11 protein-coding genes are annotated in these 13,563 nt (G+C 42.0%); 7 read left to right on the top strand and 4 right to left on the bottom strand.

Going from position 1 to position 13,563, the window contains the following annotated elements; translation table 11 throughout:
- Positions 1-237 precede the first annotated feature (237 nt).
- From H5114_RS10805 to H5114_RS10780, 6 genes are all read left to right on the top strand, one after another.
- Positions 238-897, top strand: a complete 660-nt coding sequence (locus H5114_RS10805) for a nitroreductase (RefSeq protein ID WP_182722913.1) — start codon at positions 238-240, stop codon at positions 895-897.
- A 63-nt stretch (positions 898-960) separates the two neighbouring features.
- Entirely contained in the window at positions 961-1,947 is a 987-nt protein-coding gene (locus tag H5114_RS10800; RefSeq protein WP_182722912.1) for an alpha/beta fold hydrolase, read from the top strand.
- 333 nt (positions 1,948-2,280) lie between these two features.
- Positions 2,281-2,973, top strand: a complete 693-nt coding sequence (locus H5114_RS10795) for a crotonase/enoyl-CoA hydratase family protein (RefSeq protein ID WP_124014842.1) — start codon at positions 2,281-2,283, stop codon at positions 2,971-2,973.
- Between the two features lie 10 nt (positions 2,974-2,983).
- Positions 2,984-3,838 carry a crotonase/enoyl-CoA hydratase family protein gene (locus tag H5114_RS10790; protein WP_182722911.1) on the top strand — a complete coding sequence of 285 codons (855 nt, stop codon included), beginning with the start codon at positions 2,984-2,986 and terminating at the stop codon, positions 3,836-3,838.
- A gap of 102 nt (positions 3,839-3,940) precedes the next feature.
- Positions 3,941-4,726 (top strand): alpha/beta fold hydrolase, encoded by a 786-nt coding sequence (locus tag H5114_RS10785; protein ID WP_124014840.1) that lies wholly within the window; start codon positions 3,941-3,943, stop codon positions 4,724-4,726.
- A 197-nt stretch (positions 4,727-4,923) separates the two neighbouring features.
- Positions 4,924-6,099: a sorbosone dehydrogenase family protein gene (locus tag H5114_RS10780; protein ID WP_182722910.1), complete on the top strand. Its 1,176-nt coding sequence runs from the start codon at positions 4,924-4,926 to the stop codon at positions 6,097-6,099.
- A 273-nt stretch (positions 6,100-6,372) separates the two neighbouring features.
- On the opposite strand, the gene H5114_RS10775 is transcribed toward H5114_RS10780, so the two are convergent.
- Positions 6,373-7,188, bottom strand: a complete 816-nt coding sequence (locus tag H5114_RS10775; protein WP_182722909.1) for an SGNH/GDSL hydrolase family protein — start codon at positions 7,186-7,188, stop codon at positions 6,373-6,375.
- A 346-nt stretch (positions 7,189-7,534) separates the two neighbouring features.
- Here H5114_RS10775 and H5114_RS10770 point away from each other — a divergent pair, with 346 nt between their 5' ends.
- A complete protein-coding gene (locus H5114_RS10770) occupies positions 7,535-9,154 on the top strand; it encodes an NAD(P)/FAD-dependent oxidoreductase (RefSeq protein WP_182697334.1) in 1,620 nt (539 codons plus the stop codon).
- 104 nt (positions 9,155-9,258) lie between these two features.
- On the opposite strand, the gene H5114_RS10765 is transcribed toward H5114_RS10770, so the two are convergent.
- The 3 genes from H5114_RS10765 to H5114_RS10755 all read right to left on the bottom strand — a co-directional run bounded on the left by H5114_RS10765 (position 9,259) and on the right by H5114_RS10755 (position 13,523).
- Positions 9,259-10,431, bottom strand: coding sequence for a VWA domain-containing protein (locus tag H5114_RS10765; protein ID WP_182697333.1), 1,173 nt, complete (start codon positions 10,429-10,431; stop codon positions 9,259-9,261).
- A 7-nt stretch (positions 10,432-10,438) separates the two neighbouring features.
- A complete protein-coding gene (locus H5114_RS10760; protein ID WP_182722908.1) occupies positions 10,439-11,272 on the bottom strand; it encodes a MoxR family ATPase in 834 nt (277 codons plus the stop codon).
- A gap of 121 nt (positions 11,273-11,393) precedes the next feature.
- The gene (locus H5114_RS10755) at positions 11,394-13,523 is read right to left on the bottom strand and encodes a molybdopterin-dependent oxidoreductase (protein ID WP_182722907.1); all 2,130 of its coding nucleotides are present in this window, start codon (positions 13,521-13,523) and stop codon (positions 11,394-11,396) included.
- Positions 13,524-13,563 lie beyond the last annotated feature (40 nt).

The following is a 13,563-nucleotide window of genomic DNA, read 5'->3' as shown; positions in this document are numbered from 1 at the left end:
TAGCATAGTCGCAGGGTTTTATTTGAGCAAAGAGTGGGCAAGACTGGGATCAATCTTAATGTTCTTCCCTGTGGTTATTGACTCATACTGTTCTACGAAAATGATCGTTGAGATTATCAATAACAATGATTAATCGTGGAGCAATACCATTTTCCCTCAATGAATCAACAAGCTTGTGCCTGGATTAAAATATACATTTTAAAACAATTCAAAATCCAACTAATAAGAGTATCAAACATGTCTATAGAATCGATATTACAACAGCGAACTTCAGTAAGAGCCTTTGTTGACCAACCTGTGGCAGATGACACATTACAGAAAATTTTCGCCAGTGCGCAACTTTCCCCGTCCAATTGTAATGTGCAACCATGGCAAGCTTGTGTGGTATCTGGGGCAACTAAAGATAAACTGAAACAACGATTGATAGAAACTTTGATGAGCGGCGCATCACCAAACCCTGATTTCAATTGGTTACCGCAATATCAAGGCATTCATCGTGAGCGTCAATTTGGTTCAGCTAATGCGTTATACAGCGCAATTGGGGTCGCACGCGAAGACAAAAAAGCCCGTCAAATGGCCATGTTACGTAATTGGCAATTTTTTGATGCGCCACATGCGGTGTTTTTTACCATGGATAAATACTTAGACATTATGGGGGCTGTCGACTTAGGTATTTATGCACAAACGTTATCGCTTGTGATGGCAGAACATGGCATATCAAATTGCATGCAAGGCGCGCTAGGACAATTTCCTGATCCTGTTAGAGAAATACTTAACCTGCCAGATGAACGCGGAATTTTGTTTGGCATGTCTTTTGGTTATGCCGATGATAGCGCTGCGGTAAATAACACCAGAACAGACCGTGAGTTGCTTGAGAATTCAGTCACATTCTTCTAATAATGCATCACCTGTACCGTTTAACTAGGCCTCAATAGGCTTTAATTTGTGCTGAGATTGAATATGAAGCTAATGCATCAGTATATTGCAGTGGATAAGGTCAATATACATTATGTTGAAACTGGCCATATGTCCGAAACAAAACCTTTATCGACCATGGTATTTTTACATGGTTTTCCTGAATATTGGGGCTCATGGCAAAAACAGTTAAACTATTTTTCAACTCACTATCATGTTATTGCGCCTGACTTACCCGGATATAACCTAAGTGATAAACCCAGTGAACTAGACTTTTATACTGTCCCCAATTTAATCGCGTTTATCGCTCAGTTTATTGCAGCCATAAGCCCTACAGAGCCTGTCATTTTGGTTGCTCATGATTGGGGCGGCGCTATAGCCTGGCCATTAGCCGCTTTTTATCCTCACTTAATAAGCAAACTGATTATTCTTAATGCCGCTCATCCGAGTACCTTTACCCGAGAGATGATCAATAACCCTATTCAACGACAAAAGAGTGCTTATATTCATCAGTTGATTAGTCCATCAGCTGAAACACTATTAATCGAGGATGATTATCGCTATTTAACTGAAAAAATAATGGTTAGCTCACAAGAGGCAATTTTTACTGAACAGGTACTCGCACATTACAAAAAAGTGTGGGGCCAATACGGAGCCATTAGTGGCATGCTGCAATACTATCGAGCTATGCCACAATTAGCACCCAACGACACAGATGATGGCATTGAAAAAGCATTAGCCGATGAGACGTCAATCATCACAGGGCAAATCAAAAAGACGGCTGACATAAGGATCCCCAATATTCGAATTAATCAGCCAACGTTAGTGCTTTGGGGTGAACAAGATTTAGCGTTCGTTAACGAAACCCTCAATGACATTGAACGTTATGTTGCAGATTGCACAATTAAACGTTTTGCAAATACCAGTCACTGGCTGCAACATGAAAGACCCGATGAAGTGAATCGCGCCATTCATGCATTCGTCAATCAACCAAGTTTACCTATGAATCACTTGCATGAGTCACTTGCATGATTCACTTACATGACTAAAGACTCAAAATAGCGAGTATTAAGCCATCATTATTATTCAATATGGATAACGAATGGGTCACATGCCGTAATCTAGACACTAATGCTGCGGGAAAAGTAAAAAATATCACTTATGCCAATGCTTTAGGTAATAACCATGTTATTTACTGGCAGGTTTTTAGTTGCTATGTTGGGCATAACATATTGATAGCAAGGCTAGGTATAAACAAACAACAATTAAAGGCCTTAGGGGCAAATATACCGATTACCCCTTGCCTAGCCCATTAAACTAAATTATTGTTTAATAAACAATTAGCAACCATATTTCAGGTGAAAAATGCAATTAATTAACGTCACAATTGAAGACAATGTCCATATCATCAGTTTGAACAATGGCAAGGTAAATGCAATCTCACCAGAGGTGATAGCACAGATTCATGCCGCCCTAGACGATGCTGAACAGCAAGCTGCTGTGGTGGTGATAACTGGCCAAGCAGGAATATTCTCAGGCGGCTATGACTTAAAAACAATGAAGCAAAGTTCAGATTCTGCCATTGCCCTTGTGACTGCGGGCTCCGGCTTGGCATACAGAATGTTGGCGTTCCCTACCCCGATCATCGGCGTGTGTACTGGTCATGCAATCGCCAAAGGGGCATTTTTATTACTCAGTTGTGATTATCGTATTGGTTGTACCGGTGACTTTAAAATTGGCTTAAACGAAGTCGCTATTGGCATGACAATGCACCAAGCTGGGATTGAAATTGCCCGAAATCGCATTCCACAAAACTACCTCAGCCGTGCAGTGATCAATGCTGAGCTGTTTGCTCCTGAATCTGCTGTGCTTGCAGGATTTCTTGACCAAGTGGTGCAAGCAGACGTTCTCATGAGCACAGCAATGAGCGTTGCTAAACACATGCAGACGCTCAATATGAAAGCTCATCATGGTACTAAACTAAAAGAGCGCCAAACAATACTCGCGTCGCTAAGTGATGCAATTGAGCTGGATAAGCAAATCACATTGAATCTATAAGGAAATAGTCATGACTTCTGAGCAAGAGTACAACACGCTAACCGTCAATATTAGCCATAAAGTGGCCCATATCGTCCTAAACAGACCTGACTCGTTGAATTCAATGAACGTCGATTTTTGGCATGAGTTCCCAAGGGTTATTGATGATATTAATAATAAATCAGCAGCTAGAGCGATTGTTATTTCATCAACAGGTAAACACTTTAGTGCTGGTATGGATTTGGCCGTATTCAGTGCCAATGGCCCAAACGACAATATCGAATTAGGCCGAAAACACGACCAACTACGTCGATTAGTGCTAAAGTTACAAGACTGTTTTAGTGTGTTAGAAACGGCTCGGATGCCTGTATTAGTGGCGATTCAAGGCGGCTGTATTGGCGGCGCGGTTGATATGGTTACCGCCGCCGATTGCCGCTACTGCACACAAGATGCGTTTTTTAGTATTGAAGAAACTAAACTCGGCATGACTGCTGATGTTGGTACGTTACAGCGTTTGCCTAAGTTGATTTCAATCGGTCTAGTGAAAGAGCTTGCTTATACGGGTCGCAGAATGCCAGCAGAAGAAGCTAAACAAGCCGGTTTGGTCAATCAAGTGTATGACGACCAACAAACGATGATCACCGCAGTATTAGCCATAGCAGCCGAGATCGCCGCCCGCTCGCCTTTAGCGGTAACAGGCTGTAAAGAGATGATTAATTATGCCCGCGATCATAGTGTTCAAGACAGCTTACAATATATGTCGGTCTGGCAAAGCGGCATGTTCCAACCACAAAACGATATGATGGAAATATTCACAGCTAAAGCGCAAAATCGTGCGCCCGAGTTTGCCGAGTTAACGCCCATTGATCCGATAAAAATATTCTAAATATTGGGGAATACTGTGCTATTTGCGTTTAAATAAAATGTAGAGTGAATTTATTTGAATCAAATCACACCGCAAATAGCCCAAACATCCATCAGAGACATTATGACAAAACCACTGATAAACCTAGTTCATGCTAATGGCTTTCCAGCGGGAAGCTATAAAACATTATTAGCAGAATTTACTCGCGATTATCGCACCGTAGCCCATGATCAGTTTGGGCATAACATCCTCTATCCGATACACAGCAACTGGCAACACCTAGTCACAGAACTGGTTGAATTTATTAGAAAGCAGGATGAAAAAGTCATTTGTGTCGGCCATTCTTTTGGCGGGGTCATTTCTTTTATCGCAGCTTGCCAGCATCCGGAATTGTTTCGCGGTTTAGTGATGTTAGATCCACCGGTGGTGACTGGCGCATTGTCACATTTACTGAGTTTTATCAAACGTACACCGTATATTGATAGGCTATCTCCTGCTGGTAAAGCCAAAACTCGCCAAAATCACTGGCCAGAAAAAACAAACTTGGTTGATTATTTTTCACATAAGTCATTATTCAAAAACTTCGACTCTCGTTGCTTGCAAGACTATGTGCATTCTGGCGCAGTTTCACGTAACAAGCGTTTAGAATTAACCTTCTCACCGGCTGTCGAAGCGGATATCTTTAGGCACTTACCGACTAACTTAGTGACATATAAAAACAAACTAAAGGTGCCCGCAAAACTGATTTATGGTGAAAAGACTACCATCTTCCCGATTAAACATTTTGTTCGATTTGCCAAACTTAACGACATCGAATTAATGACGCTACCTAACGGCGGCCACATGTTCCCGCTAGAGCAGCCAGAAAATACCGCGGCGATGATCAAAAATATTATTAAAGATTGGTAAGCGTAGGCTATTGATAATGTAAGTCTATTGATAATTTTAAGATATTGATAATAGTCGATTATCGATAAAATTCTTGATAAGAATCGATGTCGATAATCTTGTGATTGAACTTCATGGTGATTGTCGTAAAAACATTGATAAAAGTACTAAGATTACCTTGTTGATTAACAATACTATTGCATAAAGGGCCCCTCAATATGATTAAGCCAATTACCTTGTTAACTGCTTTCACTTTGGGGATGAGTCTCTCTTGCCCATCACAAGCATTACCTTTAGATAGAATTCAATTACCCCAAGGCTTTAGCATCGATATCTACGCTGAAAATATTGAAAATGCTCGTCAAATGGCACTAGGCGATAACGGCACTGTATTTGTTGGCAGCCGTAAAGCGGGTAATGTCTACGCACTTATTGACACTAATCATGATTTTAAAGCGGACAAAAAAATCATAGTTGCGACCGATTTATTTATGCCCTCAGGGATAGCGTTTCATCAAGGCAGTTTATATGTCGCAGAAGTAGACAAAATCTGGCGTTACCCTGATATTGAAAAGTCATTACCCACCATCCCTAAAGCAGAATTAGTGTTTGATAAACTGCCGAATAAATCACACCATGGTTGGAAATTTATCGCCTTTGGCCCAGACGGTAAATTGTACGTTCCTGTAGGTGCGCCATGCAATGTGTGCGAAAGTGAATTGCCCTTTGCCAGTATTCTAAAATTGGACCCAGACTCTCAACTTGCAGATAACCAACTAACAGGTAGTCAACAAACACAGACCAAGAAAGCAGGCTCTACACAACAAGACTCTATGCAGACCACCATAGTCGCGCAAGGTGTACGTAACAGTGTTGGCTTTGATTTTCACCCTGTCACTGGCGAATTATGGTTTACCGATAATGGCCGTGACATGATGGGCGATGACCTACCCGATGATGAGCTAAATCGCGTCAGCCAAACCGGCCAACACTTTGGTTTTCCTTATGTTCACAATAACAATATCGCGGATCCCGAATTTACCAATCCAGAGATTGCCAAACTGAATACACCGCCAGCATTAACTCTTGGCGCTCATGTCGCGGCGTTAGGTATGGAGTTTTATCAGGGCCAGCAATTTCCTGCTGAATATAAAAATACCATCTTAATCGCGCAGCACGGGTCGTGGAATCGCAGCAATAAAGTCGGCTATCGCATCATGAAAGTGGTGCTAAATGGTAATACGGTGAGCGACTATTCACCTTTTGCTACAGGCTGGCTCAATGGTGAACAAAGCTGGGGACGCCCAGTAGATGTGATGACTCTGGCAGATGGCTCGATCTTGGTATCAGATGACTTTGCCAATGCCGTGTATCGAATTAGCTATACCAAGTAGTAAAAGCTATGCGTTATGCTTTAGCTGTACGACTGGAATACAGTTTGATCACTATCAAACTCCCTCTTGGATATTTATAAGCGAAGACATCTACTCATTTATGGACTGATGATTGCTAACAGCCTTCTCGTCGTCCCAACTCTCACGTCGTCCCGGTAATGCTTTTTAGCCGGGATCCAGGTGTTTGTCTTATATTTTGTACTTTATAATTATGGCCTACGGCCATATATCCGACTCATAGTAGGCAGAAACGCATGTCATACATCTATTTCATTAAATAGCTGCAGATTTAATGCCACCAACTATCTGCTCCACCACTAAATTTGCCCATGCATTATAAATCGGTGCTCCTGGGTGAAACCCATCTGTGGCCATGACTTGGCGCATAAATTCAAGCATGGTGATATCGGGTTGTGGGTTGTCTAACGGCAGTTTAATTAATCTAAAGGCTGTAGTGGGATCGATATGTTGATTTATAGGCAGAGCGCCATGCTGATCAAGTTTAATTAATAATTGCTGTAATTTACGATTAAATTGATTGGCGCGCTGGCCTAAGCTCCACCGAAGTGGATTAGGCAAAACAGGAAATAACCCTAGTGGCGGTAACGCCGTCACTAGTATCAATTTGGGTTTGTACCGCTGAGTAATCAGCTCTAACAACTGTTTTTGTTGCTGCAGCCACTTATCGCAACTGATTGATGAAGTAATGTCGTTGACGCCCAGTGATGTAACAATAACATCATAGTGCTTTTGGCTGAGGATTGGATGGGCTGTATCAATGCGTTCATGTAAGGCTTGTAACGTGGTGGCTGTCGTCGACCCTGTCTTAGCAAACAATGCATAACTAAATTCGAGTTGAGGGCTTAATTGCTCAATAATCTGTCCCAATAAAGCGTGTTGTTGATTGGTCACTCCAACGCCTGCAGCAGCTGAGTCACCTAAAATAAGCAAGCTTAACGCAGGATTCGATCCAGTTTGCCCAACTCGTTCACCCTCGGGTTCAGGCAACCTTGGCGTAGTACGGCGAACCTTAAGTCCCTGAAACACTAATACTGGGGCCAGCATGATAGAAATGCCTTGATATAACATTACGCCTCCCTTTTACTCAACCAACGACAGATACCGCAGTAAACTAAACCATTCATTTTGCTAATGGAATACCGTAACTAGTTTGATTAAATTTTCGATAGCTGACCAACACCTAAAGATTTAATGACAAAATGGTAAAAATCATCACATGGTTTATAGATTAACACTAAATAAAGGGTCTAGACGGAACATTACAAAGGCAAACAAACTCAGCTAAGGCCATGATTTACTCTATATCATTAATAGAACCTGCCTGTATGGCATATGACATCAATAGATAATTTCATTTTAAGGTTAGATCACGTAAACTACGCGCTGTTTTTTAAGTCTCTTTTTTAGGTAAATCATGATCCGTTTAAACCAAGTAAAATTGCCTCTCGACCATAATGAAGATGCACTCCAAGAAGTGGTGTTGCAAAGGCTCTCTATTTCAGCGGATCAGCTGGTTGACATCCATATATTTAAGCGTGGCTACGATGCACGCAAAAAGAACTTAATTTTCTTAATTTATACCTTGGATGTGACCTTAACCAATGTAGACGAAGCACAGTTATTAGCATCAGTTGCTGATGATCATAACATTCGTGTATCGCCTGATACCGATTATAAATATGTCGCTTGTGCACCTGAAGGGTTAACCGAACGTCCAATCGTGATTGGCATGGGACCTTGTGGTTTATTTGTTGGGCTGATGTTAGCGCAAATGGGCTTTAATCCTATTATTTTAGAACGCGGTAAATCAGTGCATGAACGCGCTAAAGATACCTTCCGCTTTTGGCGTACCAGCGAGCTCAATACCGAATCAAATGTGCAATTTGGTGAAGGTGGTGCAGGCACGTTTTCGGATGGTAAGTTATACAGCCAAGTGAAAGACCCAGGTTTTAAAGGCTTAAAAGTAAAACAAGAATTTGTTGCCGCCGGTGCACCTGCTGAAATCATTTATGTGAGTAAACCCCACATTGGTACCTTTAAATTGGTCACCATGGTAGAAAAAATGCGCCGTGAGATCATTCGCTTAGGCGGTGAAATTCGCTTTGAAACCCGCGTCGATAAAATCAATATTAGCGATCGCCAAGTTACTGGTGTCACCCTTAATAATGGCGAAGTACTGCATTCTAAGCATGTGATTGCGGCAGTAGGCCACAGCGCCCGTGATACCTTCCAAATGTTACATGACCAAGGCGTGTTTATGCAGGCGCAGTCATTTTCAATTGGGTTTCGTATTGAACACAAGCAAGAGATGATCGATAAAGATCGCTTTGGCATCAATGCCGGCAACCCTATTTTGGGCGCGGCTGATTATAAATTAGTCCATCATTGTAAAAGCGGCCGCAGTGTTTACAGTTTCTGTATGTGTCCAGGTGGTGTTGTTGTGGCGGCAACGTCTGAAGAACACGCAGTGGTAACCAACGGTATGAGTCAATACTCGCGCAGTGAGCGTAATGCCAACAGTGCCATTGTAGTGGGCATAGATCCTAGTGATTTTGATAACGATCCACTACAAGGTATTGCACTACAACGTAAACTAGAGCGTCATGCATATGTTATGGGCGGCAGTAATTATGATGCTCCGGCACAAATGGTTGGCGACTTTTTGGCAGCAGGATCAGGATTACCGTTCGAAAATGTCGAGCCGTCTTACAAACCTAATGTCAAAATGACTGATTTAAGTGATGCATTACCGAAATTTGCCATCGATGCTATCCGTGAAGCCATTCCTGCCTTTGGTAAAAAGATCCGTGGTTTTGACAGTAAAGATGCCATGTTAACGGGCGTTGAAACTCGCACCTCTTCACCAGTGCAAATTAAACGCGGCGCAGATTTCCAAAGTATCAATACCAAAGGCTTATACCCAGCAGGTGAAGGTGCGGGTTACGCTGGTGGGATTTTATCGGCGGGTATCGATGGCATTAGTATTGCCGAAGCCGTTGCTTTAGACATGATAAAAGCAATGAAGAACAGTTAAGCGAGTCTGTGCTTTAACTGTATGTAGAGCCTATCGACTCATTGCATCATGTGATTCATATCCGTTAATAAAAACAGCAGCCTAATTGGCTGCTGTTTTTATTGTTAGCTAATGTCTTTAATTGCCCGCCCAATACCATCCACAGTGAGTGGGTACATTTTATTGCCAACAAGCTGCTGGATAATAGCAATAGAATGATGGATCTGCCAGTGATTTTCAGGTTGCGGGTTTAACCATGCGACCTTATTGAAATGGCCTAGCAATCGATTCATGTATTCAATACCTGGTTTTTCATTCCAGTGTTCAACACTGCCACCTTTAGCAATAATCTCATAAGGTCCCATGGTGGCATCGCCGACGAAAATCACTTTATAGTCAGATGAAAATGTTCTGATAATTTCTTCAAGATCGATGGTTTTATCAAAGCGGCGGTTGTTGTCTTGCCACAGTTGATCGTAAACACAGTTATGAAAATAGAAAAACTTTAAATGTTTAAATTCGCTGTGGGCCGCGGAGAACAGCTCTTCGCAAGTATGGATATAATCATCCATCGAGCCGCCAATATCGAAAAACATCAGCACTTTAACGGCATTATGGCGTTCTGGCTCCATATGCACATCTAACATGCCACCATTTTTAGCGGTTGAGCTAATCGTAGTATTGATGTCGAGCTTTTCACTGGCGCCGGTACGAGCAAACTTTCTTAGCTTTTTAAGGGCCAACTTGATATTACGGGTGCCTAATTCGCGATCTTGGTCGAAATTTTTAAACTCGCGCTTGTCCCATACTTTCACGGCACTGTTATTACGATTTTTATCTTGGCCGACTCTGATCCCTTCGGGATGATAACCATAAGCCCCAAAGGGTGATGTACCACCTGTTCCGACCCATTTATTACCGCCAGCATGACGCTTTTTTTGTTCTTCCAAACGCTCTTTTAACGCCTTCATTAACGCTTCAAGGCCACCAAGTGATTTGAGTTGATCCTTTTCTTCTTGGCTAAGGTGTTTTTCGAATTCTTTTCTGAGCCAGTCTTCCGGCAAGATCTTATCGAAAATATCAATACTCTCTATGCCGTTAAAGTACTCAGCAAAAGCCTTGTCATATCTGTCGTAGTGTATTTCATCTTTAACCATGACGATTTTGGCAAGGTTATAAAAATCGTCTACGTTGGCAAAAATCAGCCCTTTTTTGAGCAAGGCTATAAGATCTAATAGCTCGCGTAAGCTACAAGGCACCTTGTGTTTTTTTAGGGTAAGAAAAAAATCAATAAACACTGTTAAATCACCTGTTTCTACGACTCATAAAGGCCAATTTTTCAATCAGTGAAACGTCTTGCTCATTTTTTAACAGCGCGCCAAACAAGGGAATAATATCTGATTTATTATCGAGCAAGATGTCTTGTGAGATGTCGTCGGAAATCAGTAGCTTGAGCCAATCAATTAATTCTGATGTTGAGGGTTTTTTCTTAATGCCATTGACCTCACGTAAATCAAAAAACACCTCTAGTGCTTGTGTTAATAAAGCTTGTTTAACATCAGGATGATGCACATCGATAATTTTTTCCATTTCAGCTTTAGTAGGAAACTTAATGTAATGGAAAAAACAGCGCCTTAAAAAAGCATCAGGTAACTCTTTTTCGTTATTTGAGGTGATGATAATGATGGGCCTTTGTTTGGCCTTAATCACTTGTTGAGTTTCATAGACATAAAACTCCATTTTATCGAGTTCTTGCAGTAAATCATTTGGAAACTCAATATCGGCTTTATCGATTTCATCAATCAACAATATCGATCTTTGCTCTTCCTCAAACGCCTGCCACAACTTACCTTTTACGATATAGTTGCCAATATCATGCACGCGAACATCACCTAACTGACTGTCGCGTAAGCGCGATACAGCATCGTATTCGTAAAGCCCTTGTTGCGCTTTAGTGGTCGATTTAATGTGCCATTGGTACAGTTTGCAATTGAGTGATTTAGCTAACTCTTCGGCTAACTGGGTTTTACCGGTTCCAGGCTCGCCTTTGATTAATAATGGTTTCTCTAATGAAATGGCCGCATTTACCGCCATGGTGAGGTCGCTGGATGCAATATAATTCTGTGTACTTTTAAACATGCTCTACCTTTTCATTGATTTCGTTTGGCGCTAATAGCATTTACCAGCAGCAAAATATTAATTGATATCAGTTTTATCGATTGTAACAAAAGCCCGCTGGCTTAGTTAGGACACTTTGTACTTAGCGCCCTTCTTTTAACACTAAAGTGATAGCAACTGGCGTACCATTAAATGCTGCATTCCCCGTGAGCATATCAACTCGACTGGCATCTGTTAAATCATTAATGCTCACGCCTGGCTGAGTGGCGGCAATCGACATGTTTGTGCCCTGCTGATTATGGCCCCAACCTTGGGGTATGGTCACCACACCCGCTTGAATATCATCGGTGAGAACCACTTCAATATCAATTTGGCCCACTGCCGAACTGACCGTCACCAGCTGGCCTTGTTCAATACCCAACTGGTGCGCATCTTGTGAATTCATTTCTAAAGTACAAGGATTTTTACCTTTGATGAGCCGTGCTGAATTTTGGGTCCAGGTATTATGGCTTTTAACCAGTCGACGCCCAATTAATTCAAATGGATAAGCCAGATCGCGAGAAACGGGTGTCATCACAGCTTGCAATCTGGGCAAATCATCACTAAATACTTGCGGAAAAAGATCGATTTTGCCGTTAGCGGTTTTAATTCGTTCTGTTAAACACGGCATTAATGGGCCGATATCGATACCGTGAGGGTTATCGATTAACCTTTGTAAACTCATGCCTTGCTCGCCATAAGGGCTTTGTTTGAGTTCCATATCCAAAATGATTTCGGGAGTGATTTTTTGCATCGGATCATCTGCTGCAATATTAAGCATTCGCGCAGAAATTTCTTTGAGTATTTGCCAGTCGCTACGTTGATCGACTTGTTTTTCAAACAATGGCGCTGAGTATTTTACTGTGTTTCTAACCGAGAATGAGTTAAAGAAAATATCAAAGTGCGAATTCTCAACGCCCGTGGTGCCCGGCAGAATAATGTCGGCATATTTAGTGGTTTCATTGAGGTAAATATCGACCGAAACCATATAATCTAAACCTGCGAAGGCTTGGGCTAATTGATGACCACTGGGGGCCGACAATACCGGATTTCCAGCAACGGTTATCAAGCTTTTAATCTGGCCTTCTCCCGGTGTTTGTATTTCTTCAGCCAAAGAAGCAACCGGAAACTCACCATTAAAAAATGGTAACTTACGCACTCGGGTTTGATGCTGGCCAAACGAACTTTTATGGCCGACTTGATGGTTACGCAGTAAATCAAAGGCAGGTTGTGGAAACATGGCACCACCGGCGCGATCAAAATTGCCTGTGATTATATTGAGTACATTGGTAAGCCATAAACATAAGCCACCAAATGTTTGCGTAGATGCTCCCATGCGGCTGTAACACACAGCGGAATCTGCCAACAACATATCATCGGCCAAGGTGTAAATAGTACTCGCATCAATGCCGACTATGCTTGCAACCACATCGGGTGAATAGGTTTTGGCAAGTTTAGCAACATCATCAAGCCCCTCTACTAAGTGTTCTAAATGACCTAAATTAACCTTGTTACGCTCAAACACACAATGGATCAAGGCGAGCAGTAAAAAGGCATCTTTCTCTGGGCGAATAAACAAATGTTGGTCGGCAATTTTAGCGGTACGGGTTCTACGAGGGTCAACCACGACAATTTTTCCGCCACGCTGTTGAATAGCCTTCATACGGCCAATAACATTGGGCGCAGTCATCATACTGCCATTGGATACCACAGGATTAGCCCCTATGATCAACATAAAGTCAGTTCTATCAATGTCGGGGACCGGGATTAACATACCAGCGCCAAACATAAAGTTAGCCGCGACATGATGCGGCAATTGGTCAGCAGAGGCTGAACTAAAACGATTTATTGTGCCAAGTGACTTCAAAAAAGGCTTGAGGAATAGCGCATTCCCCAGACTATGGGCATTGGGATTGCCGAGATAAACGGCTAACGAATTTTTCCCGTGTTGCTGTTGAATGCTTTTAAACTTAGCGACTATCTCGCTAAAAGCGTCATCCCAACTAATAGCTTGCCAACCAGAAGCGGTTCGTTTTATCGGCGTTTTTAAGCGATCTTTATCAGTATAGAAATCTTCTAAAGCAAGTGCTTTAGGGCAATTATAACCTTGGCTAAAGGGATCAAGTTGGTCACCTTTAATCGAGATGATTTGTTTATCTTGATAGACAATTTCCAAGCCACACATGGCTTCACAAATATTGCAATTTCTATAATGGGTATTCATTTCGCTCATATATATCGCCTGACTTGGATGGGTGAACACAAGGTTATTT

Source organism: Shewanella sp. SR43-8 (genome assembly GCF_014163775.1).
Classification (GTDB): Bacteria; Pseudomonadota; Gammaproteobacteria; order Enterobacterales; family Shewanellaceae; genus Shewanella; species Shewanella vesiculosa.
Note: the sequence above shows the minus strand (reverse complement) of the source record. Positions and strands in the feature narration are given on the sequence as shown.

Bases quoted from the DNA above. Each gene is read 5' to 3' on its own strand.
- H5114_RS10805 (WP_182722913.1), top strand. From the start codon at position 238: ATGTCTATAGAATCGATATTACAACAGCGAACTTCAGTAAGAGCCTTT.
- H5114_RS10800 (WP_182722912.1), top strand. From the start codon at position 961: ATGAAGCTAATGCATCAGTATATTGCAGTGGATAAGGTCAATATACAT.
- H5114_RS10795 (WP_124014842.1), top strand. From the start codon at position 2,281: ATGCAATTAATTAACGTCACAATTGAAGACAATGTCCATATCATCAGT.
- H5114_RS10790 (WP_182722911.1), top strand. From the start codon at position 2,984: ATGACTTCTGAGCAAGAGTACAACACGCTAACCGTCAATATTAGCCAT.
- H5114_RS10785 (WP_124014840.1), top strand. From the start codon at position 3,941: ATGACAAAACCACTGATAAACCTAGTTCATGCTAATGGCTTTCCAGCG.
- H5114_RS10780 (WP_182722910.1), top strand. From the start codon at position 4,924: ATGATTAAGCCAATTACCTTGTTAACTGCTTTCACTTTGGGGATGAGT.
- H5114_RS10775 (WP_182722909.1), bottom strand. From the start codon at position 7,188: ATGTTATATCAAGGCATTTCTATCATGCTGGCCCCAGTATTAGTGTTT.
- H5114_RS10770 (WP_182697334.1), top strand. From the start codon at position 7,535: ATGATCCGTTTAAACCAAGTAAAATTGCCTCTCGACCATAATGAAGAT.
- H5114_RS10760 (WP_182722908.1), bottom strand. From the start codon at position 11,272: ATGTTTAAAAGTACACAGAATTATATTGCATCCAGCGACCTCACCATG.
- H5114_RS10755 (WP_182722907.1), bottom strand. From the start codon at position 13,523: ATGAGCGAAATGAATACCCATTATAGAAATTGCAATATTTGTGAAGCC.